Source organism: Hydrogenophaga sedimenti (assembly GCF_051857515.1).
In the GTDB taxonomy this organism is placed as follows: domain Bacteria; phylum Pseudomonadota; class Gammaproteobacteria; order Burkholderiales; family Burkholderiaceae_C; genus Hydrogenophaga.
In genome coordinates this window covers 104144-126033 of sequence record NZ_JBPZHA010000003.1, presented here as the reverse complement: position 1 = coordinate 126033, position 21890 = coordinate 104144, and the positions used below count along the sequence as shown (strand labels likewise).

The 21890-nt window shown below is 69.3% G+C and carries 21 protein-coding genes; 6 read left to right on the top strand and 15 right to left on the bottom strand.

The genetic code is table 11. The features are described from left to right. Nucleotides 1-24: 24 nt before the first annotated feature. Nucleotides 25-1191: an FAD-dependent monooxygenase gene (locus tag ACS5NL_RS05725; protein ID WP_439352686.1), complete on the bottom strand. Its 1167-nt coding sequence runs from the start codon at nucleotides 1189-1191 to the stop codon at nucleotides 25-27. Between the two features lie 33 nt (nucleotides 1192-1224). Between ACS5NL_RS05725 and ACS5NL_RS05720 the strand changes: the two genes are divergently transcribed. Beyond that, complete coding sequence (locus ACS5NL_RS05720; protein ID WP_439352685.1) at nucleotides 1225-2115, top strand: MOSC domain-containing protein; 891 nt, start codon at nucleotides 1225-1227, stop codon at nucleotides 2113-2115. 432 nt (nucleotides 2116-2547) lie between these two features. Here the strand turns inward: ACS5NL_RS05720 and ACS5NL_RS05715 are convergent, their stop codons facing one another. The 12 genes from ACS5NL_RS05715 to ACS5NL_RS05660 all read right to left on the bottom strand — a co-directional run bounded on the left by ACS5NL_RS05715 (nucleotide 2548) and on the right by ACS5NL_RS05660 (nucleotide 14693). Next, a complete protein-coding gene (locus ACS5NL_RS05715) occupies nucleotides 2548-3549 on the bottom strand; it encodes an XdhC family protein (protein ID WP_439352684.1) in 1002 nt (333 codons plus the stop codon). After that, complete coding sequence (locus ACS5NL_RS05710) at nucleotides 3546-4403, bottom strand: hypothetical protein (protein WP_439352683.1); 858 nt, start codon at nucleotides 4401-4403, stop codon at nucleotides 3546-3548. Before ACS5NL_RS05710 ends, ACS5NL_RS05715 begins: the two co-directional genes overlap by 4 nt. Next, the gene (locus ACS5NL_RS05705; protein ID WP_439352682.1) at nucleotides 4396-5088 is read right to left on the bottom strand and encodes a TIGR02466 family protein; all 693 of its coding nucleotides are present in this window, start codon (nucleotides 5086-5088) and stop codon (nucleotides 4396-4398) included. Before ACS5NL_RS05705 ends, ACS5NL_RS05710 begins: the two co-directional genes overlap by 8 nt. 138 nt (nucleotides 5089-5226) lie before the next feature. Continuing rightward, on the bottom strand, nucleotides 5227-5889 hold the full coding sequence (locus ACS5NL_RS05700) for a nucleotidyltransferase family protein (protein ID WP_439352681.1): 663 nt from the start codon (nucleotides 5887-5889) through the stop codon (nucleotides 5227-5229). An 82-nt stretch (nucleotides 5890-5971) separates the two neighbouring features. After that, nucleotides 5972-6958 (bottom strand): XdhC family protein, encoded by a 987-nt coding sequence (locus tag ACS5NL_RS05695; RefSeq protein ID WP_439352680.1) that lies wholly within the window; start codon nucleotides 6956-6958, stop codon nucleotides 5972-5974. A 24-nt stretch (nucleotides 6959-6982) separates the two neighbouring features. Continuing rightward, complete coding sequence (locus ACS5NL_RS05690) at nucleotides 6983-8170, bottom strand: VWA domain-containing protein (protein WP_439352679.1); 1188 nt, start codon at nucleotides 8168-8170, stop codon at nucleotides 6983-6985. Further along, the gene (locus ACS5NL_RS05685) at nucleotides 8167-9096 is read right to left on the bottom strand and encodes an AAA family ATPase (protein ID WP_439352678.1); all 930 of its coding nucleotides are present in this window, start codon (nucleotides 9094-9096) and stop codon (nucleotides 8167-8169) included. Before ACS5NL_RS05685 ends, ACS5NL_RS05690 begins: the two co-directional genes overlap by 4 nt. 2 nt (nucleotides 9097-9098) lie before the next feature. Further along, nucleotides 9099-9749, bottom strand: coding sequence for an SRPBCC family protein (locus ACS5NL_RS05680; RefSeq protein ID WP_439352677.1), 651 nt, complete (start codon nucleotides 9747-9749; stop codon nucleotides 9099-9101). Between the two features lie 160 nt (nucleotides 9750-9909). Then, on the bottom strand, nucleotides 9910-12321 hold the full coding sequence (locus tag ACS5NL_RS05675) for an aerobic carbon-monoxide dehydrogenase large subunit (RefSeq protein WP_439352676.1): 2412 nt from the start codon (nucleotides 12319-12321) through the stop codon (nucleotides 9910-9912). A 22-nt stretch (nucleotides 12322-12343) separates the two neighbouring features. Continuing rightward, nucleotides 12344-12829, bottom strand: a complete 486-nt coding sequence (locus ACS5NL_RS05670) for a (2Fe-2S)-binding protein (RefSeq protein ID WP_439352675.1) — start codon at nucleotides 12827-12829, stop codon at nucleotides 12344-12346. A gap of 17 nt (nucleotides 12830-12846) precedes the next feature. Next, complete coding sequence (locus ACS5NL_RS05665) at nucleotides 12847-13710, bottom strand: FAD binding domain-containing protein (protein ID WP_439352674.1); 864 nt, start codon at nucleotides 13708-13710, stop codon at nucleotides 12847-12849. Nucleotides 13711-13934: 224 nt separating this feature from the next. Next, complete coding sequence (locus ACS5NL_RS05660) at nucleotides 13935-14693, bottom strand: LytTR family DNA-binding domain-containing protein (protein WP_439352673.1); 759 nt, start codon at nucleotides 14691-14693, stop codon at nucleotides 13935-13937. 101 nt (nucleotides 14694-14794) lie between these two features. Between ACS5NL_RS05660 and ychF the strand changes: the two genes are divergently transcribed. Next, a complete protein-coding gene (gene ychF, locus ACS5NL_RS05655; protein WP_439352672.1) occupies nucleotides 14795-15886 on the top strand; it encodes a redox-regulated ATPase YchF in 1092 nt (363 codons plus the stop codon). 8 nt (nucleotides 15887-15894) lie between these two features. After that, entirely contained in the window at nucleotides 15895-16668 is a 774-nt protein-coding gene (locus tag ACS5NL_RS05650; protein ID WP_439352671.1) for an RNA pseudouridine synthase, read from the top strand. On the opposite strand, the gene ACS5NL_RS05645 is transcribed toward ACS5NL_RS05650, so the two are convergent. Continuing rightward, on the bottom strand, nucleotides 16653-17828 hold the full coding sequence (locus tag ACS5NL_RS05645) for an MFS transporter (RefSeq protein WP_439352670.1): 1176 nt from the start codon (nucleotides 17826-17828) through the stop codon (nucleotides 16653-16655). The two genes, ACS5NL_RS05650 and ACS5NL_RS05645, sit on opposite strands and share 16 nt — an antisense overlap. Nucleotides 17829-17862: 34 nt before the next feature. Continuing rightward, entirely contained in the window at nucleotides 17863-18345 is a 483-nt protein-coding gene (locus ACS5NL_RS05640; RefSeq protein ID WP_439352669.1) for a YqaA family protein, read from the bottom strand. A 145-nt stretch (nucleotides 18346-18490) separates the two neighbouring features. Between ACS5NL_RS05640 and dusB the strand changes: the two genes are divergently transcribed. From dusB to purH, 3 genes are read left to right on the top strand one after another with little or no spacing between them, the layout of a single operon-like run. Next, nucleotides 18491-19531 (top strand): tRNA dihydrouridine synthase DusB, encoded by a 1041-nt coding sequence (dusB, locus tag ACS5NL_RS05635; protein WP_439352668.1) that lies wholly within the window; start codon nucleotides 18491-18493, stop codon nucleotides 19529-19531. Then, nucleotides 19528-19764 carry a helix-turn-helix domain-containing protein gene (locus tag ACS5NL_RS05630; RefSeq protein WP_411365147.1) on the top strand — a complete coding sequence of 79 codons (237 nt, stop codon included), beginning with the start codon at nucleotides 19528-19530 and terminating at the stop codon, nucleotides 19762-19764. Before dusB ends, ACS5NL_RS05630 begins: the two co-directional genes overlap by 4 nt. Nucleotides 19765-19803: 39 nt before the next feature. Continuing rightward, a complete protein-coding gene (purH, locus tag ACS5NL_RS05625; RefSeq protein ID WP_439352667.1) occupies nucleotides 19804-21402 on the top strand; it encodes a bifunctional phosphoribosylaminoimidazolecarboxamide formyltransferase/IMP cyclohydrolase in 1599 nt (532 codons plus the stop codon). Nucleotides 21403-21890 lie beyond the last annotated feature (488 nt).

Below are 21890 nucleotides of genomic sequence, written 5' to 3'. Positions count from 1 at the left end.
AGTTGAAAGAAAGCCGGCAGCGGATCAGGCCACCTGGCCCATGGCCTTGCGGGCCAGCCAGTGTTTCAGCGGTCCGAGACGGTCCACGCCGCTCATGCCCCAGTTGCGCACAGCCTGCACGCGGCTGTCGGTCTGGCCGAACAGGCCGAACAGGCCGTCGGTGAGCCAGCCCATGGTGGTGACTTCGGCCTGCCGGGCGCGTTCGTAGCGCCGCAGCAGCCTGAGGTCGCCCAGTTCGCGCCAGAACTCGCGCTCGTGGATCACGCGCGCCAGTTCCGCCGCATCGGCCAGTCCGACGTTCAGGCCCTGCCCGGCCAGCGGGTGCATGGCGTGTGCCGCGTCACCGGCCAGCGCCACACTCCCTTGTGCGGTTTGTGCGATCCAGCGCCGGGCGCGGGAGAGTTCGAGTGGCCAGGCCTGCGCCGGACCATCCAGTTGCATGTCGCCCAGCACCTGACCACAACGTTCCTGCACCGCCTGTGCCAGCGCTTGCGGTTCTGCGCGGAGCCAATCTTCGGATTGCTGAACCGGGACTGACCAGACCAGGGCCACGGAGTTCCCCGATTCACCCGCCAGCGGCAGCAGGGCGAGGATTTCTCCACGTTCGAACCACTGCCGGGCCACGCCACCGTGCGGCTTTTCGGTGGTGAGCCGGGCGGCAATCGCCTTGTGCGGGTAGGGCCGGACGTCGAATTCCAGCCCCAGATCGGCGCGGGTGGCGCTGCGTTTGCCTTCACAGATCACGGTCAGCGGCGCAGGCACGGGTTCGCTCACGCGTTCGATGCCGCCCTGGAACCCGACCGCATCGGCCAGCCGCTTTTCCAGCGCCGGCACGTCGACGATCCAGTTCAGCGCCGCAACGCCCTGGTCGTGGGCGGAAAAATTCAGGTCGCCGCCGTCGTCGCCGTGCACCTCCATGCGGGTCACGGGGGTGACAGAGGGCGTGACATCGCTGGCTTCGTCGGCCTCGGGCCAGGCCCGCAGCGACGCCAGCAGATCGCGCGCCGCGGCGTTCAGCGCATAGGCGCGCACATCGGGTGTGGTGCTGGCCGGGCGGGGTGCGGCCACCAGGGCGACCTTCAGGCGTTCGCGCGCCAGCAGCAGGGCCAGCGTCTGGCCGACCACGCCGGCGCCACGGATACACACATCAAAACGCCGGGATGCGGCCGGGGACGGGGAGGGGAGAGCCATCCCGGGATTTTAGGAGCAGGCCACAATCCGGGCATGAATGCTTTGACCGACCCCGATCTGCAGGCCCGCATCGACCAGCTCTGGATCTATCCCGTCAAGTCCTGTGCCGGCCTGCGGCTGGACCAGGCCCTGCTCACCCCGACCGGCCTGGAATGGGACCGCGCCTGGATGGTGGTGGACGCCCAGGGCGAGTTCGTGACCCAGCGCGAGCTGCCGCGCATGGCCCTGATCCAGCCGGCCTTCAAGCTCGACCAGCTGGTGCTGCGCGCGCCGGGCATGCTGGCGCTGCACCTGTCGCTGGACGGTGTCGAGTTCGCCCGCCGGGTGCGGGTCTGGGACGACGAGGTCGACGCCTGGGACATGGGTGATCTGGCGGCGCAATGGTTTTCCGACTTCCTGGGGCCGGAGGCGCCCGAAGACCTGAAGAAGCTGCGGCTGGTTCGCTTCGATCCCGAGGTGAAGCGGCTGTGCAGCGCGAAGTGGACCGGCGGGCGCGAGTCGGTGACGCAGTTTGCCGACGGTTTTGGTGTGCTGGTGGCAAGCACGGCGTCGCTGGACGAGCTGAATGCGCGGCTGGCGAAGGCGGGTGAAGCGCCGGTGGACCTGCGGCGTTTCCGGCCGAACATCGTGCTGGGCGGCGTCGAATCGGCCGACGAGGACCGCATCGGCGCCTGGCGGGTGCAGGCGGAGGGTGGCGTGGCGGCGCTGGAGAACGTGAAGCCTTGCGCGCGCTGCCCGATTCCCAACATCGATCCGGCCAATGCCACCTCGACCCCGGCGGTCAGCGATGCGCTGCAGGCCTACCGGCAGGACCCGCGGCTGAACGGCGCCATCACCTTCGGCATGAACGCGATCGTGCTGGAGGGGGACGGGCTGGTGCTGCGGGTGGGGCAGGCGGTGGCGGCCGACTGGAAGTTCGACTGACTCGCTGACTGGTTGGTCGGCTGGCCGGCCCTTGCCTGCACCTCGCGCAGGCCGATGGCGGTGGCCCCGTGCTCCGGCCCACGCTCGCCGTCGACAGCCCGGGCAGGCACCGGGTACTGCGTCAACACCGGCCCGGCGCGCGGCCTCTGTGGCAACGGCGAATGGTGCCTGCGCACGGGGCCACCGCCATCGGCCTCAAAGACACCAAGGCGTTCCTGGCGGCTCGCTCAGACCTCACTTCGGGGCAGGCGGTGCGGGTGGGCGGGCGCAGTCCCCATTCGCGGTTGCCCGTGCGGGTGTGCGCAGAAACCGTGTTGACGAAGCGCTGGCGGCGGACCCGGGCCGTCGCCCGCGAGCGTGGGACGGAGAACGCCCACCCGCACCGCCTGCCCCTGTCCACACACCACGAGCGCCGAAGGCAAACACGCAAAATCAGCAAGACAGACAGACCGTCTTCGACCCCGACCAGTTGCTCAGCGGACCCGAGAGGTCCATGCCGCGGCGGATGGCCGTCATCTCGGCCACGATGCTCATCGCGATCTCCGGCGGAGTCAGTGCGCCCAGGTTCAGCCCCACCGGCCCATGCAACCGCGAAGCCTCCTCCGCACTCACGTCGAACTCCAGCAAACGCTCGCGCCGCTTCGCGTTGTTCTGCAGCGAGCCCAGCGCACCCACATAGAACGCCGGCGTGCGCAGCGCCTCCATCAGCGCCAGGTCGTCCAGCTTCGGGTCGTGCGTCACGGCCACCACCGCGCTGTGTTCGTCCAGCCGCATCGCCAGCACCAGGTCGTCGGGCATGGTGGTCGACAGCGTAACGCCCTCCAACCGCTCCCAGCCCTCGTGGTACTCCTCGCGCGGCTCGCACACCGTCACCTGGTAATCCAGCATCACCGCCATCGTCGCCAGGTAACGCGAGAGCTGGCCGCCGCCGATGATCAGCAGGCGCAGCCTGGGGCCGTGCACGGTGGTCAGGGTCTGGCCGTCAAAGCGCACGCGGTCGCCTTCGTCGGTGGGGGTGAGGCGCGCCACGCCGGTGGCCATGTCCAGCCGGCGCTGCACGCGCTGGTGGTTCTCGATCGCGGCCAGCAGTTCGCGCAGCTGCGAGGCGGGCGAGAGCGGCTCCAGCACCAGCTGCACCGTGCCGCCGCAGGGCAGGCCGAAGCGCCGCGACTCTTCGGCGGTTTCGCCGTAGCTGGTGGTCTCTGGCCGGCGCAGCGCCAGTTCGCCGCGCGCCACGCGGCCGATCAGGTCGTCCTCGATGCAGCCGCCCGACACCGACCCCGCCACCTGGCCGTCGTCGCGGATCACCATCAGCGAGCCCGGCGGGCGCGGGGCCGAGCCCCAGGTGCGCACCACCGTGCCCATGACCACGCGCTGGCCGCGCGACTGCCAGTCGAGGGCGGTGCGGATGACATCGATGTCGAGGCTGTTCATGAGGCGTCCTTCCAGGTCAGCGGGGGCGGTGTCTGCGGATCATCGGTCAGGCCTTCGGCCAGTGCGGTCAGCAAGGCCAGGACACCCAGCGCACCGTAGGCCCATTGCAGGGACTCGGGGCCGTGGGTGGGACTGGCCAGGCCCACGGCCAGCAGCAACAAGGGGCCCAGGGCGGCGGGCAGAGGGATGGCGCCATGCCGGGCCGGTGCCGTGCCCTGTGCCGCCAGCGACCAGGCCAGCACCAGCAGCACCATGCCCGCCAGCCGCCAGGCGGTGCTTCCGGGCCAGGCCATCAGCAGCGCGCCGGCGGCGAGCAGCGCGGGCGGCTGCCAGGCGGCGCCAGTTGGCATTTCATGGCCGAGCCCGCGCAGTACAGACAGCAGCAGCGGCACCCCCACCATCAGGCCCAGGTGCAGCGCCACCGCCTGCGCACCGGTCCAGCCGGGGCCCAGGCACCACTGGCCGCTGAGCCAGAGGCTGCCCATCATCAGACCCATGGCCTGGCCGGGCAGGGTGGGCGCCGTGGCGCCGGCGGCCGCGTTGAGCGACGCGCTCCAGCCACCCCACAGGGCGGCGGCGGTCAGCAGGATCGGGAGTGCCGCACCACCCGCCGGCAGCACGGTCAGCGACAGCAGCAGCGCTGCAGCCCCTGCCAGCCAGACACGGGGCGACGGGCCGCGCTCAAGGAACACGCCGCCACCGCAGCGCACGCCCCACCACAGCACCACCGGCCACACGCCGCTGGCGAACGACCAGCCCAGCCGCTGCCCCAGCCAGCCCAGCAGCACCCAGGCCGCCAGCGCGTCGGCCTGGCGCAGCGCGGCGAGAGCAGAGCGGTGCAGGCGTTCAGACATGGCCGTAGGTGTGCAGCTGGTCGCTGCCCGTCGCGGCGTGCACGCTGGCGTTGAACGACACGATGACCCGGTCGGCCGCGCCGTCGTAGGGCATGGCCTGGTGTGGCAGCCAGGAGGGGAACACGATCAGCTGGCCCGGCAGCGGGGCGACGTCGAGGTGTGCCGACTGCAGGTAGGCGTTGCCGAAGTCCATGTGGGCGCCGCCCAGGTGATTGAAGTGCGGGCCGTAGAAGCGCGTCACGCCGTTGGTGGCGCCCAGCAGCGGGTGGGCCTGGCGCGGGGCGCTGTCGTCCACCTGCAGACAGTACACGCCCGACCACGAGCAGTTGCCGTGCGTGTGCACGTCGTGGTGGCTGCCGCGGTTGGCGATCTGGAACCAGAGGCCACGCAGCGCGATCTGCAGGCCCGGCGCGGCCTCGGGCCAGGCGCCCTGGTTGGCCAGCGCCACGGTCTGGCGCAGGCCGTCGACAAGGAAACGCAGCAGTTCGTCCCACTCGGGCAGGCGCACGCGCTGCAGCAGGTCGTCGCGGCTGGCGTAGAACGCGGCGCCCGGATCGGCGCTGTCGTCGGTCGTCCGCAGGCTGCGGAACACGCGCACCAGCAGCGGGTTGACTTCATGGGCCTGCGCGAACCGGTGCACGCCCAGCGGCGTGGACCAGAGCGGGAGCAGCGGATCGGGCGCCATCTCAGTTCTCCGTGCATCCGGAGCGCCGCACATCTCGCACACCGCCGCGCCATCCAAGGGCACCGCCGGGCCGGCTTTGCCGGACGGCCAGTGCCGCCCCCTTGAGGGGGGCGCGCGCAGCGCGGCGGGGGTGTTCCATCAGCTTGGCCACAGGAGCCGGTGGCCGGTGCGGGACGCCAGCGCTTCGATGTCCTCCAGGCTGTCGACGTCCGTGCGGTAGCGCTGGTTGCTGCTGGCCCAGGGGTGCACGGCCTGCGGGTTCGCCGCCTGCCACTGCTTGCAGCCCACGCGCGCCTCGCCGGCCAGGATCTGCTCGCGCACGCTCTGGCTGAACATCACCGGGTTGCCTGGCAGGCCATCCACCGTGGGCTGGACCACCTCGGTGCCCGCGGGCCGCTTCTTGTAGGCGCCGATCAGGTCGTTGATGTCCTGCGAGTTGATCAGCGGCTGGTCGGCCAGGGCCACGAGCACGGTGTCGATCTTGCCGGCCAGCGCCTGCAGTCCCAGCCGCAGCGACGAGACCTGGCCCGCGTCGGGGTCCAGGTTGCGCACCAGCGTGACCGGGAAGTCGCGCACAACCGGTTCGATGCGGTCGGCGTAATGGCCCAGCACCACCACCAGCTCGTCCACACCCGCGCCCGAGAGGGCAATCAACTGGCGCCGGATCAGCGGCACGCCGCCCAGCTCCAGCAGGCACTTGGGCTTGTTGCCCATGCGCGAGCCCGAACCCGCCGCAAGCAGCACCGCGCCCACCACCACGCGGCTGTACAGACCGCCACCGCCTTTGAGAATGCAACCCATGTCAGCGCCCGCCGGGCCGCCCCAAGGGCGATGAGGCCCCCTCGGGGGGCAGTGAATGAAATGAACGTGGGGGTCGCATGACTCAGTTTCCTCCGCAGCAGGACTTGGCGGCCACCACCGGCGGGGCCGCTTCGCTGACGGATTCTGCGTCGGCGGCCTGGGCCGCACCACCGCCGCAGCAACTGCCCATCTCCATCGGCGGCAGATCGAGCTTGAACTTCGGCGCCGGCTTGGCGGTTGCTGCGGTGGTGGTGGTCGAGGTCGCGGCCGTCCGCACCGGCCGGCCACGCCGCGCCGCGACCACGGTCGCCAGCACCGCCAGCGCGATCTCTTCCGGCGTCTGCGCGCCGATCGGCTCCCCCGCCGGCGCCACGATGGCCGCCACCCGCGCCGGGTCTTCGCCCGCGCCGATCAGGCTCTCGCGCAGCACGCCCGCCTTGCGCTCGCTGGCCACGAACCACAGGGTCTGCGGCTGCAGCGCCAGCGCCGCGCGCAGCGCGGGCAGATCGCGCCGGCCCTGCGTGGCGACGACCACCAGGCCACCGGCCGGCAGGGCCTGCGCCACCGCCTCGCTGCGGTCGCTGCCGATCACACGCGCCGCGTCGGGGAAGTCGCCGGTCATCGCGCCCTCGGCCACCAGCACCGTCTGCAGGCCGATGCGCGGGGCCAGCCCGGTCAGCGCGCGCGCCACCGGCGAGTCGCCGAACACCACCAGCTGCGGCGCGGGCAGCACCGGGTCGATGAACAGCTCCAGCGTGCCGCCCGAGTGGCAGGCCATGCCGAACTCCAGCACGTCGCCCAGCGTGCGCTCGGCGGTCTCGTCGGTGGGCGCGATGCGGATGCTCTGCGGCTGTCCGCTGGCCAGGGCCTGGCGCACGGTCTTGACCACCGCCGGTTGCGCGCAGCCGCCGCCGATCCAGCCGTGGATCTGGCCGTCGGCCGTGACCAGGGCCTTGTCGCCGGCCTTGGCCGAGGTGGGCGCCTGCGCGCGCAGCACGGTGACCAGCGCGAAGGGCCGGTCTTCGGCCTGCAGCCGGGCGGCGTCGGCGATCCAGTCATTGCGGTTCATGGCGTGTCTCCTGTGTGTATCTATCTAGTGCAGCACCGGCCGCGCCGCCGCCAGGTCGGCGAGGCTGGCCAGCGGGACGAAGCGGTCAATGTGTTCGCGGGCATTGCGCACCGCGGCGGCCGCGGGCACGCCGCGCGTGGGGTGGAACCAGGTGATGCGCGCGCCGTGGCCGCGCAACGCCTGCAGCGCCTCGGCCAGCTGTTCGGGCGGATCGGTGTCGAAGCCGTCGGACATCACCCACACGCGCGCGCCGCGCCGCAGCTGGGCGCGTGCGTGCGTGCGTGCGAAGTCCTGCAGGCTGGCGGCGATGCGGGTGCCGGCGCCGAAACCGGCGGTGACCGCATTGATCTTTTCCTGCACCGTGGCCGAGTCGCGCTGCATCAGCGGCGTCACCTCGGCCAGGCGGGTGTGGAACACGAACACGCGGGCCTGCGCCTCGATGGCGAAGGCCCGCGCCACGCGCAGGAACAGCGCAGCGTGCGCCTCCATCGAGCGGCTCACGTCGGCCAATATGAAGAGGCGCGGCGGCTCCACGCGCTTGACCTGCCAGGCCGGTGCCAGCGGCTCGCCGCCCCAGGCCACGCTGCGGCGCAGGGTCTGGCGCAGGTCCAGCCGCCGGCCCGGGTGGGCGTTGCGCCAGCGCCGCGTGGGCAGCGGGCGCAGTTGCGCGGTGATCTGGCGCGCCAGCCGCTGCAACGTGCCCAGCTCCTGCGGCAGCCACATCTGGCCGTCGCGCTGGTGCAGGGCTTCCAGCTGCGGCGCGCTGCGGCTGGCGCCGCCCATGGCGCGCGGGCTGCCGGCCTCGCTGTCGCCCGCGCCCGCTTGGGGTGCGTCTGCCGCGCTCTGCGGGGCCGACTTGGCAGGCGTGGGGGGCTGCTGCGCCGCGTCCATCTGCTCACGCATCTGCTGCACCGACTGGCGCAGGTCGCGCGACGGTCGGGTCTGCCCGCTCACGCGCACCGTGCCGCGCAGTCGCTCGGGATGCCAGTAGCGGTCGAACAGATCGGGCCAGAGCCGCCATTCGCGCGCGCTGTGGCAGGCGATGGCGCGCCAGGCGGCGTTCAGTCGGGCACCGTTGAGCGCCCCCAGCGCCAGCGCGGCCTGCAACATGGCCCGCTGCTCGGCCACGCCCACCGCCAGCCCGTGGTCGCGCAGCAGGGCTGCGAAACCCGCGAGGGATTCGCTGGGGGCGAGCGCGGGCGTGTGGTTCATGAGGCGGCCGCGTTGGCCGGGGCTTTTTCGGCCACGCCCACGGTGCGCCGGCCTTCGATGAGCTGGCGCGCGCGCTCGGCGCCGAGCACGAAGCGGTCTTCGCGCGTCTTGAGCAGGCAGCCCAGCGTGGTCAGCAGCACCGCCATGTCCTCGGGCAGGGTGTGGTGGTGCATGCGGTGCAGCGCGTTGACCCAGTCCAACGTCTCGGCGATGCCGGGAATCTTGCTCAGGTCTTCGTGGCGCAGGCGCTGCACGAACTGGACCGCCTCTTCCACCAGCCGTGTGTCGGCCTCGGGCAGGGCGGTCTTGACGATGGCGATCTCGCGCGCCAGCGTGGGGTAGTCCAGGTGGTGGTACAGGCAGCGGCGGCGCAGCGCGTCGGACAGCTCGCGCGTGCCGTTGCTGGTGAGGATGACGCGCGGGATGTGGCGCGCGCGCAGGGTGCCGATCTCGGGCACGGTGATCTGGTAGTCGGCCAGCACTTCGAGCAGGAAGGCCTCGAAGGCCTCGTCGGCGCGGTCGATCTCGTCGATCAGCAGCACGCAGGGGCCGTCCTGGCTGATCGCCTTGAGCAGCGGACGCTCCAGCAGAAACTCTCGGCTGAAGACGTCGGACTCCTTGACCGTGCCGGGCTGGCCGTCGTGCAGCCGGATCGCCATCAGCTGCCGGCCGTAGTTCCATTCGTAGGCCGCCTGCGCCAGGTCCAGGCCCTCGAAACACTGCAGCCGCACCAGCACCGCGCCTTGCGCCTGTGCCAGCGCGGTGGCCAGCGCCGTCTTGCCCACCCCCGCATCGCCTTCCAGCAGCAGCGGCCGCTGCAATTCACCGGCCAGCCACACCGTGGTCGCCAGGTCGGCGTCGGCGAGGTAACCCACCTGCTGCAGCGATTCGCGCAGCTGGCGGTCGGTGGCGGCGGCGGTGTCCATGCTCAGGCTTTTTTGCCGAACAGGCCCAGCCACCAGCTCTTGATCAGCGCCCAGACGATGGCCAGACCGTTGATCTCCTGCGCCACGGGTGGTGCCACGCGTGCAGCCGCCGGCGCGGGTGTTTCTGTCGCGACCAATGCCGTGGGCGCGGACGCGTCGGTGGATGCGGTCGTGGTGGTCGCGGCCGGCGCTGGCAGCGCCAGCGCGGCCTGGCGGAAGTTCTCCACGAACTGCACCAGGATCATGTCGGACACCTGCACCATCATGCGGCCGCCGAATTGCGCGAACTTGCCGTTGACGATCACGGCCGCGTCGCCGTGCAGCACGCTGTGGGCCGGGTTGGCAGGGTCGGCCTCGATGGTCGCGGCCAGGTCCATGGTCGCGGACGAACCGCCCTTGTCCGCGCCCTTGCTGCGCAGCACCATCTTGCGACCGGCTTCGTCCTTCTCCAGCACGTCGACCTGGCCGCCGAACTGGGCCACGGCCGGGCCGACCTTGACCTTGACCCCGCCCTTGTAGGACGTGTCGGAGAGCTGTTCGGTCAGCTCGGCGCCGGGCATGCAGCCAGCCACGGCGTGGAGGTCGCCGAGGATGGCCCAGGCGCGGGCCGGGTCCACGTCGAGCGGGTAGCGTTTGTCGAGTTTGACTTCCATGTCGTGTTCTTTCTTGGTGGCAGTGATCAGGACGCCTTCGCACCGGAGCGCGCTGGGCGACGCACGAGAGGGCGCCAGCCCAGGGCACCGCCGGGCCGGCTTTGCCGGACGGCCAGTGCCGCCCCCTTGAGGGGGTCGCGCGCAGCGCGGCGGGGGTGTTTCACAAGTTCAGCCCGCGGGCCTTGAGTTCTTTCCAGACGCGGAACGCCGTGTGCGGCATGTCCATGTGCGTCACACCGATGTGCGAGAACGCATCGACCACCGCCGAGGTGAAGGTGGGAATGCTCCCCACGTGCGGCGACTCGGCCACGCCCTTGGCGCCAATGGGGTGGTGCGGGCTGGGCGTGACGGTGTGGTCGGTCTCCCAGTGCGGTGTTTCCACGGCGGTGGGCAGGAAGTAGTCCATCAGCGTGTTGCCCAGCAGGTTGCCCTGCGCGTCGAACGGCATCTGCTGGCCCATGGCCACCGCGAAACCTTCGGTCAGGCCACCGTGGATCTGGCCCTCGATGATCATCGGGTTGATGCGGGTGCCGCAGTCGTCCAGGGCGTAGAAGCGGCGGACCTTGGTCTCGCCGGTGGCGCGGTCGATGTCGACCACGCAGAGGTAGATCCCGAACGGGAAGGTGAAGTTCGGCGGGTCGTAGTAGTGGACGGCTTCCAGGCCCGGCTCCAGCCCGGCGGGCGGCTGGTGGTAGGCCTGCCAGGCCACGTCGGCCATGGTCTTGAACTTGCTGTCGTCGCCCTTGACCTTGAAGCGGTCCACTTCCCAGTCGAGGTCGTTCTCGTTGACTTCGAGCATGTGGGCCGCGATCTTGCGCGCCTTCGCGTGGATCTTGCGCGCGGCCAACGCGATGGCGGCGCCCGCCACCGGCGTGGAGCGCGATCCGTAGGTGCCCAGGCCATACGGCGCGGTGGACGTGTCGCCTTCTTCGACCTGGATCACCTCCGACGGTATGCCCAGCTCGGTGGCGATGATCTGCGCATAGGTGGTCTGGTGGCCCTGGCCCTGCGTGATGGTGCCCATGCGGGCGATGGCCGAGCCGGTGGGGTGGATGCGGATCTCGCAGCTGTCGAACATGCCCACGCCCAGGATGTCGCACATCTTGCTGGGGCCGGCACCCACCACCTCGGTGAAGGTGACGAGGCCGATGCCCATCAGCGTCGGGCTGTTCGGGTCGGCGCGCTTCGCGGCCTGCTCGGCGCGCAGCGCGGGGTAGTCGACCGCGTCCAGCACCTTCTTGAGGGCCGTGTGGTAGTCGCCGCTGTCGTATTCGAAGCCGAAGGCGCTGGTGTAGGGGAACTGCTCCTTGCGGATGAAGTTCTTGGCGCGGATCTCGGCCTTGTCCATGCCCAGTTTCTGCGCCAGCACGTCGACCATGCGCTCGACCAGGTACACGGCTTCGGTCACGCGGAAGCTGCAGCGGTAGGCCACGCCGCCGGGCGCCTTGTTGGTGTACACCCCCTTGACCGAGCAGTGCGCGGCCGGGATGTCGTAGCTGCCCGAGACGATGTGGAACATGCCGGCCGGGAACTTGGTCGGGTCGGCGCAGGCGTCGAAGGCGCCGTGGTCGGCCACCACGTTCACGCGCAGCGCGGTGATCTTGCCGTCCGGCGTGGCGGCGAGTTCGCCGTCCATGTGGTAGTCCCGTGCAAAGGCGGTGGTGGAGATGTTTTCCACCCGGTCCTCGACCCACTTGACCGGGCGGCCCAGCACGATGGAGGCGACGATGGCGCAGACGTAGCCGGGGTAGACGCCGACCTTGTTGCCGAAGCCGCCGCCGATGTCGGGGCTGACGATGCGGACCTTGGACTCGGGGATGCCCGAGAGCAGCGACACCACGGTGCGCACCACGTGCGGCGCCTGGCTGGTGATGTAGGTGGTCAGGTCGCCGCGCACCGGGTCGAAGCTGGCCACGCAGCCGCAGGTCTCCAGCGGGCAGGGGTGCACGCGCGGGTAGTACATGTGCTGGCTGACCTTGACCGGCGCGCTGGCGAACGCCGCGTCGGCCGCGGCCTTGTCGCCCGCGTCCCAGGTGAAGATGTGGTTGTGGTGCTCGCGCGGGCCGTGGGCGCCGCTGGTCTTGCCGGCCAGGTCCTCGCGGATCACCGGTGCGTCGGGCTGCAGCGCGGCGTAGGGGTCGATCACCACCGGCAGCTCTTCGTATTCCACCTCGACGGCTTCCACCGCATCGGCGGCGATGTAGCGGTCGTCGGCGATGACGATGGCCACTTCCTGCATCTGGAAGTGCACCTTTTCGTCGGCCAGCACCGCGGCCACATCGCCGGCCAGTGTGGGCATCCAGTGCAGCTTGAGTGGCTTGAGGTCGTCGGCCGTCAGCACCGCGTGCACGCCGGGTATGGCGAGCGCGGCTTCCTTGTTGATTTTCTTGATGCGGGCGTGGGCCAGCGGGCTGCGCACGATGTCCATGTGCAGCATGCCGGGCATCTTGATGTCGTCGACGTAGTTGCCCTTGCCCTGGATGAATCGGGCGTCTTCCTTGCGCAGGCGCGAGACGCCCATGCCGGCCAGGGCGATTTCACGGGCTTCGGCGGTTTGTACCGGTGCGTTCATGTGGGGTTCTCCGTGAAGGGGTTCAGGCCGTGGCCGGTTCTTGCAACTTCTTGGCGGCGTACTGCACCGCCTTGACGATGTTCTGGTAGCCGGTGCAGCGGCAGAGGTTGCCGCTCATGCCCATGCGGATTTCGGCTTCGGTCGGGTTCGGGTTGTCCTGCAGGAAGCGGTAGGCGCGCATCAGCATGCCGGGGGTGCAGAAGCCGCACTGGAGGCCGTGCTCCTTGTAGAAGCCTTCCTGCACCGCGTGCAGCACGCCCTTGTTGGCCAGACCTTCGACAGTGAGCACCTCGGAGCCGTCGCACTGCACCGCGAGGTGGGTGCAGCTCTTGACGGACTGGCCGTCGATGTCGACCGTGCAGGCGCCGCAGTGGCTGGTCTCGCAGCCGATGTGGGCGCCGGTGAGGTTGAGTTCTTCGCGCAGGAAGTGGATCAGCAGGGTGCGCGGCTCGACCGCTTTCTCTTCGTTCTTGCCGTTGACGCTGACGGTGATGAGTTTCTTGGCCATGGGGTGTCTCCTTGTGTTCAGGCGCAACGGGCCCAGGCCTTGGCCAGGGCGCGCTTGACCATTTCGCCGGCCATGGCGGTCTTGTATTCAATGTCGCCGCGCAGGTCTTCCGCGGGGTCGCAGATGGCGATGGCGGCGTCGGCGGCGGCCTGCACGGCGGCGGGCGTGAAGGCCTGGCCCAGCAGGGCGGCCTCGGCCGCTTCGGCGCGCAGCGCGGTGGGTGCGACGTTGGTCAGCGCGATGCGCACGTGGCTGACGGCGTTGCCGGTCTTGCGCATGACGACCGCGCAGCCGGCCGTGGCCCAGTCACCGGTCTTGCGCTTGAGTTTTTCGTAGGCCCAACCGGTGCCCTGCGCAAACGCGGGCGCGTGGATTTCGCACATCACCTCGTTCTCTTCCAGCAGCGTCATGTAGGTGCCGAGGAAGAAACCGTCGGCCGCCACGGTGCGGCGGCCGTTGGGGCCTTCGAGCACGAAAGACGCCTCGATCGCCAGCGACAGGGCCGGGTGGTCGTTGCCCGGGTCGCCGTGGGCGATGTCGCCGCCGATGGTGCCGCGGTTGCGCACCTGCGGGTCGGCGATCAGCTTCGCCGCCTCGGCCAGCAGCGGCAGCTTGGCCTGCACGATGGGCGAGGCGATCAGCTCGTTCTCGGAGGTCATGGCGCCGATCACCACCGTGCCGCCGGTTTCGCGGATGCCGCGCAGCTCGGGGATGCGGTTGATGTCGATCAGGTGGGCCGGCTGCGCAAACCGCAGCTTCATCATGGGCAGCAGGCTGTGGCCGCCGGCCAGCAGCTTGGCCTCGGACCCGAGCTGGCCCAGCAGGGCCACGGCCTCGCCGACGGACTTGGGCGCGTGGTACTCGAAACGCGGTGGGATCATCGTGTTGTCTCCTGTCTTCCGGGTGGGGCGATTGACCTCTGTCAACGCCGACCCAGTCTGGGGGAGACCCCGTTTCCGACACCACCGTCGGGTCTTGAACCCGGGCGTTCATCAAACGACCGGTTTTTCGCACGAACTGCACCTGCGGCTGCACGAAACGCTCAGATCAGGCGCGCGCAGCGTGGCAATACGGGTATGTCCTAGGCCGCGAAACGGCCGAAAAATCAGTGTTTGGCCAGCAATCCCAGCGCTTCGCGCAGCCGCGCCACCTCGCCACGCGCCACCGGGATCGGCTCGCGGTGCTTGCCCTTGAGCACGATCTGCGTCTTGCTGCCCTCGCGCCCGAGTTCGGCCACCGCGTGCAGGTTGACGATGAAACAGCGGTGCACGCGCATGAACTGCGCCGGGTCCAGCCGGGCCTGCAGGTCGCCGATGCTGAGGTTGCAGAAATGGAAGCCGTCGCGCGTGAGGATGCGGGTGTAGTGCGCCTGCGATTCCAGGCTGAGCACGTCCCGTGTGTCGACGAAGGCGACCTTGTGGTTGGCCACCATGGGGATGCGGTTCAGGCGCAGGTTCGCCGGCGCGGGCAGATCGGCGGTCGCCGGGGTTTCCTGGCTCACGACCTGGGTCACGTCGTAGAACACCAGCACGAAGCCGGTGGTCGCGCCCAGGTGGTCGCCCAGCCGGGTCACCTTGATCAGCAGCACCTGTTCGGGGATGTTGATGATCATGGTCATGGGCGTGGAGCTGGCCACGGGGCAGCCCGAGGCCTGGTCCAGCAGGAAGTTGACCTTGGGCTTGGAGCGCTCGGGGTGGAACGAGGTGACGAGCTTGTCGAAGGGCTGTTTTTCGCCCACCGGCAGCACCTTGCGGGCGAAATCGTTCATCGCCACGACGTTGCGCCCGGCGTCGAGGTGGATCACACCGACCTCGAATTTTTCGAACAGGTACAGGGGCGAATTGCCGGTGGCCTGGACTTCCATCTGTGTTGTCTCCGAGCGCGTCTGGGATCTGCCAGAACCGCACAGCCTACCGCAAGCGGGGCCATCGCATACACTTTCGGGTTGATTTTTCGAGGTATTCCATGAGTCTCCAATGCGGCATCGTCGGCCTGCCCAACGTCGGCAAGTCCACCCTTTTCAACGCCCTGACCAAGGCCGGCATCGCCGCCGAAAACTACCCGTTCTGCACCATCGAGCCCAACACCGGCGTGGTGGAAGTGCCCGATCCGCGGCTGGCCCAGCTGTCCGAGATCGTGCAGCCCGAGCGCGTCGTGCCGGCCATCGTCGAGTTCGTGGACATCGCCGGCCTGGTGGCCGGTGCCAGCACCGGTGAAGGCCTGGGCAACAAGTTCCTGGCCCACATCCGCGAGACCGACGCCATCGTCAACGTGGTGCGCTGCTTCGAAGACCCGAACGTGATCCACGTCGCCAACAAGGTCGACCCGATCGCCGACATCGAAGTGATCCAGACCGAGCTCTGCCTGGCCGACCTGTCGTCGGTGGAAAAAGCGATCCACCGCGTGAGCAAGACCGCGCGCTCGGGCGACAAGGAATCGATCAAGCAGCTGGCCATCCTGGAGAAGTGCCAGACCGCGCTGAACGACAGCCAGCCGGTGCGCACCATCGACTTCAGCAAGGAAGAAGCGGCCCAGCTCAAGCAGTTCTTCCTGATCACCGCCAAGCCGGCGATGTTCGTGGCCAACGTGTCGGAAGACGGCTTCGAGAACAACCCCTTCCTCGACCGCCTCAAGGCCTTCGCCGAGAAGCAGAACGCGCCCGTGGTCGCCATCTGCGCCAAGATCGAGGCCGAACTCTCCGAGATGGACGACGCCGACCGGCTGGAATTCCTCAAGGAGCTGGGCCAGGACGAGCCGGGCCTGAACCGCCTGATCCGCGCCGCCTACAAGCTGCTGGGCCTGCAGACCTACTTCACCGCCGGTGTGAAGGAAGTGCGCGCCTGGACCATCCACGTCGGTGACACGGGCCCGCAGGCGGCTGGCGTGATCCACACCGACTTCGAGAAGGGCTACATCCGCGCCCAGACGATTGCGTTCGACGACTTCATCCAGTTCAAGGGTGAACAGGGTGCCAAGGACGCCGGCAAGATGCGCGCCGAAGGCAAGGAATACGTCGTCAAGGATGGCGACGTGATGAACTTCCTGTTCTCCTCGTAAGCGCCCATATGTCCGACACTGGCCGGCCCGAACCCCAGCGTCTGGCCAAACGCCTGGCGGCCCAGCTGCCCTGCTCGCGCAGCGACGCCGAGCGTTACATCGCCGGTGGCTGGGTGAGGGTGGACGGCCGGGTGGTCGAGGAGCCGATGGAGCGGGTGCGCGACGAGCAGGTCGTCACCCTCGACCCGAAGGCGAAGCTCGAATCGCTGGACTCGGTCACGCTGATCTGGCACAAGCCGGCCGGGCATGCGCTGCCCGACGCGCCGTTTCTTCCCGACGATCTCGCCGCCCACTGGTTCACGCCCGAGCTGCGTTTTGCCGGAGACCGTTCCGGCGTGCGCCCGCTGAAGGCGCATCGCCACAAGCTGCTGGCTGTCGCGCCGCTGGGCGACCTCGCCAGCGGGCTGATGGTGTTCACCCAGAACCCGGGCGTGGCGCGCAAGATGACCGAAGACGCGACGCAGCTGGAGCACGAATGGCTGGCCGAGGTGGCGGCCGATCCGGCACTCGAAGACGAGGACCGCCGCGACGCGGTGCTCAAGTCGCTGGGCAAGCCGCTGTTCTTCGACGGCTGGGCCGTGCCGTCGGCGCGTGCCAGCTGGCAGAGCGAGCAACGCCTGCGGCTGGCGATCAAGGGCAACCGGCCCGGTCAGGTTGCGCACCTGTGCGAGCGGGCGGGCGTGCAACTGACCGCCTTGAGGCGCCTGCGTCTGGGGCGCATCGCCCTGGCGGGGCTGCCGGCCGGGCAGTGGCGCTACCTGCTGGCTTACGAGCGTTTCTGAGCTTGGGCCGCCCGCTGGCTGACACCGATCGCCAGCAGCATCAGCGCCAGCCCGACCCAGTGCAGCTGCAGCAGGTGGCCCTGCGCGATCAGTGCGCCGCCCAGCGCCGCGCCCAGACCCTGACCCGCGTACATCGCCGAGGTGTTGAGCGCGACCGACGCGGGCGCCAGCACCGGTGAAAGCTGCACCAGCCGTGCCTGCTGCGCGGAATTGCAGGAGAAGCAGCCCAGCGCCCAGGGCACCATCACCAGCGCCTGCGGCACCAGGCCCGCGCGGCCCAGCGGCCAGAGCGCCAGGCTGAGCGCCATCAGCGACAACGCGATCAGCACCGCGCGTGGCGTGCCCAGCCGGTCGACCCAGCGCGTGAGCGCGATGTTGCCGATCAGGCCGAAGGCCCCGAACCAGAAGAAGATCACCGACAGCAGCACCGGATCGGCGCCGTGGGTCTGTTGCAGGTAGGGCGCGAAATAGGAAAACAGCGTGAACTGCCCGAAGGCCGACAGCAGGGTCACGCCCAGGGCCAGCGTCAGCGGCGCGTCTCCCAGTGTCTGGCCCCAGGCTTCGCGAGAGAGCGCGGCGGGCCGCACCTGGTCGGGCATGGCCCGCCAGACCCAGGCCGCCACCACCAGCGCCAGCACCGCGACCAGGCCGAAGGCCCAGCGCCAGCCGAACATGCCGCCGATCCAGGCCGACAGCGGCATGCCCAGCACCGAGGCCACCGACCAGCCCAGGAACACGAAGGCGATGGCGCGTCCCCGCTGCGCCTCGGGCACCAGCAACCCGATGCAGGCGGCCGCCTGCGGTGTGAACACCGCCGGCGCGATCACGGCCAGCACGCGCAGCGGCAGCAGCCAGGCGTAGTCGGGCGCGAACGCGGACAGGCCGAGGAACAGCGCGTACCAGAGCAGGGTGAGCGTGAGCAGGCGGCGGCGGTCCCAGCCCGCGACCAGGGTGGCCAGCAGCGGTGCGCCCAGCCCCATGACCAGCGCGCCGGCGGTGATCAGCAGGCCGGCCTGCGGAATCGACACGTCCAGCGAGCGGCTGATGTCATTGAGCGTGCCGGGCACCGCCATCACGCCGGTGCCGATCACGAAGTTGCCGGTCATCAGCGCCCAGAGGGCCGACGGGGACGAAGCGCCGCGCGGGCTCGATGGGGTCATGGCGCCCAGTATGGCGGTCAGGGGCCGCGCCGGGTCACAGCGGCAGTCCCCCAGGGAACAGCTGCAGCAGCACGGCGGTCAGCACCAGGTAGCGCAGCAGCTTGCCCACCGCCATGTAGGCCACGCAGGGCCAGAACGGAAACCGCAGCCAGCCGGCCACCGCGGTCAGGGGGTCACCGATGACCGGCAGCCAGGACAGCAGGCAGGCCTTGGGGCCGAAGCGTTGCAGCCAGTCGAGCGCATGCAGCTCGGTCTTCCTGTGGCGCGCCTGATCGATGACGCGGTGGGCGCCGGCGCCGATGAACCAGTTGAGCGCGCCGCCGGCGGTGTTGCCCACGGTCGCCACCGCGATCGCGGACCAGAACAGGTCGGGGTTGAGCTTGAGCAGACCGAACAGGGCGGCTTCGGAGCCGACCGGCAGCAGGGTGGCCGAGACGAACGAGACCACGAACAGCGTGCCCAGGCCGGCCTCGGGCATGGCCAGCCAGTGCAGGATGGAAATCAGCCAGTCGGGCATTCGTCGGACACAGGTATCGGCTTGCAACAGCGGGGTGTGGATATCGCCTGCTGAAAAAACAGGCAGATACAATGCGCATCCCTTTCGCGCGGGGCGACGCCGCCTCCGCCGCGACACCCGCCCTCCAGACCATTCTCCCATCGCCATGCAACTGGGTCCGTACGCCCTGCCGAATGCCCTGTTCGTTGCACCCATGGCGGGAGTGACGGACCGGCCGTTCCGCAAGCTCTGCAAGCGCCTGGGCGCGGGCTACGCGGTCAGCGAGATGGTCACCAGCCGGCCCGACCTGCAGGACAGCCTCAAGACCTCGCGCCGCGCCGACCACAGCGGCGAACCCGGCCCGATCGCGGTGCAGATCGCCGGCACCGACGCGCAGATGATGGCCGACGCCGCGCGCTACAACATCGACCGCGGCGCGCAGATCATCGACATCAACATGGGCTGCCCGGCCAAGAAGGTCTGCAACAAATGGGCCGGCTCGGCCCTGATGCAGGACGAAACCCTGGCGCTGCAGATCGTCGAGGCGGTGGTCGAGGCTTCTGCGCCGCACGGCGTGCCGGTCACGCTCAAGATGCGCACCGGCTGGTGCGCCGACGTGAAGAATGCGCCGGTGATCGCCCGGGCCGCCGAAGCGGCGGGTGTGCAGATGCTGACCGTGCATGGCCGCACGCGCGAGCAGGGCTACAAGGGCTTTGCCGAGCACGACACCGTGGCCGCGATCAAGCGTGCGGTGAAGATTCCGGTGGTCGCCAACGGCGACATCGACAGCCCGCACAAGGCGGCCGAGGTGCTGCGCCAGACCGGTGCCGACGCCCTCATGATCGGCCGCGCGGCCCAGGGCCGGCCCTGGATCTTCCGCGAGATCGCCCACTACCTGACCACCGGCGAAGCGCTGCCTGCGCCCGATCTGATCGAGGTCAAGGCCTGGCTGCTCGATCACCTCGAAGATCACTACAGCCTGTACGGCGAGTACACCGGCGTGCGCAGCGCGCGCAAGCACCTGGGCTGGTACGCGCAGGCGCTGCCCCTGGCCGCTGGCGAAGCGATGCAGTTCCGCCAGCGCATCAACGCGATCACCTCCGCGCAGGCGCAGCTGGACTGCGTGCGCGACAGCCTGGATGCCTGGGCCATGGCCGGGCACAGCGAAAACAACAACACCCGAGAAGACTGGAAACTGGCGGCATGAGCAACAACAAACTGCACGACTGTGTGCGTGCCAGCATCGAAGATTATTTCCGCGACCTCAATGGCACCGACCCGGCCGGCCTGCACGACATGCTGGTCAAGGCGGTCGAAAAACCCCTGCTGGAGGTCGTGATGCAGCAATCGCAGAACAACCAGTCGCGCGCCGCGCAGTGGCTGGGCCTGAACCGCAACACCCTGCGCAAGAAGCTGCTCGAACACAAACTGATCGACTGAACGCGATCGCCTCTTTTTCAAACCTGCTGACCCCACCCTATGCGCGCACTCCTTTCCGTTTCCGACAAGACCGGCATCGTCGAGCTGGCCCAGGCCCTGCAAGGCCTTGGCGTGGCACTCATCTCCACCGGCGGCACCGCCAAGCTGCTGGCCGAAAAGGGCCTGCCGGTGACCGAGGTGGCCGAAGTCACCCACTTCCCCGAAATGCTCGACGGCCGCGTCAAGACCCTGCACCCCAAGGTGCACGGTGGCCTGCTGGCGCGCCGCGATGTGCCCGAGCACATGGCCGCGCTGATCGCACACGGCATCGAGACCATCGACATCCTGGTGGTCAACCTCTATCCGTTTGAAGCCACGGTGGCCAAGGCCGGCTGCACGCTGGCGGACGCCATCGAGAACATCGACATCGGCGGTCCGGCGATGGTGCGCAGCGCGGCCAAGAACTGGAAGGACGTGGCGGTGCTGACCGACGCGGCGCAGTACGCCGGCGTGATCGCAGAACTCAAGGCCAACGGCAAGCTCTCCGACAAGACGCGCTTTGGCCTGTCGGTGGCCGCGTTCAACCGCATCGCCCAGTACGACGGCGCCATCAGCGACTACCTGTCGTCGGTGACGTTCGAGGAAGAAAAACTGAGCGAAAGCTACGTGCCCGCGCGCAACCTGTTCCCCGGCCAGTCCAATGGCCAGTTCATCAAGGTGCAGGACCTGCGCTACGGCGAGAACAGCCACCAGCAGGCCGCGCTGTACCGCGACCTGTACCCGGCCCCCGGCTCGCTGGTCACCGGCGTGCAACTGCAGGGCAAGGAGCTGAGCTACAACAACATCGCCGATGCCGACGCGGCCTGGGAATGCGTCAAGAGCTTCGAGGTGCCGGCCTGCGTGATCGTCAAGCACGCCAACCCCTGCGGCGTGGCCGTGGGCAAGGACGCGCACGAGGCCTACGCCAAGGCCTTCCAGACCGACCCGACCAGCGCCTTCGGCGGCATCATCGCCTTCAACCGCACGGTGGACAAGGCGGCGGCCGAGGCCGTGGTCAAGCAGTTCGTCGAGGTGCTGATGGCGCCCGACTTCACCGCCGAGGCGCTGGAGATTTTCAAGCCCAAGGTCAATGTGCGCCTGATGAAGATCGCTCTGCCGGCTGGCGGCGCGAGCGCCTGGGACCAGGGCCGCAACGCCATGGACGCCAAGCGCGTCGGTTCGGGCCTGCTGCTGCAGACCGCCGACAACCACGAGCTGGCGCTGGCCGACCTGAAGGTGGTGACGGTCAAGCAGCCGACGCCGGAAGAGCTGCAGGACCTGCTGTTCGCCTGGAAGGTCGCGAAGTACGTGAAGTCCAACGCCATCGTGTTCTGCAAGAACGGCATGACCATGGGCGTGGGCGCCGGCCAGATGAGCCGCCTGGACTCGGCCCGCATCGCCAGCATCAAGGCCGAGGCCGCGAAGCTGTCGTTGCAAGGGACTGTTGTCGCGAGCGATGCCTTCTTCCCGTTCCGTGACGGTCTGGACGTGGTGGTCGACGCGGGCGCGACCTGCGTGGCGCAACCCGGCGGTTCGATGCGCGATCAGGAGGTGATCGACGCGGCCAACGAGCGTGGTGTGGCGATGGTGTTCACGGGTGTGCGCCACTTCCGTCACTGATCGCTTCTTGCTTCGGAAAAAAGGGCTCCTGTGTGGGGCCTTTTTTTTGTGCCTGCATGGGAGTGGGGCAGGAGGTCGGTGCATCCGGTCTCCGGCTCACCTCGCGGGCGGATGTTTCTGGTTCTCCGCCTTTGCTTCATCAACACCGTGCGGGCGCGCCGGCGCTGTGGCAACCGCGAATGGAGCCTCCGGCCGGACTGCCCCGACTTCCTGCCCTGCTGACGTTTGGGCGCGCGAGCAGAAAGATGGGCCTTGTTTCTTGTTTCTGTCTTTTGGTTGCGGGCACCCCAAATCCGGTTGAAGCTGGGTGGCGTGGGCTGGCGGGCGGAGGCTCCATTCGCGGTTGCCACAGAGCCCGTATGCCTGCCCGGTGTTGACGAAGTCATCGTGGCGGGCACGGGTCGTCGCCCGCGAGGTGAGCCGGAGAACGCCAGCCCGCGCCACCCGGCTTGCGCGAGGTCTGTGAGCGAGAAACGCAGAGAACCCAA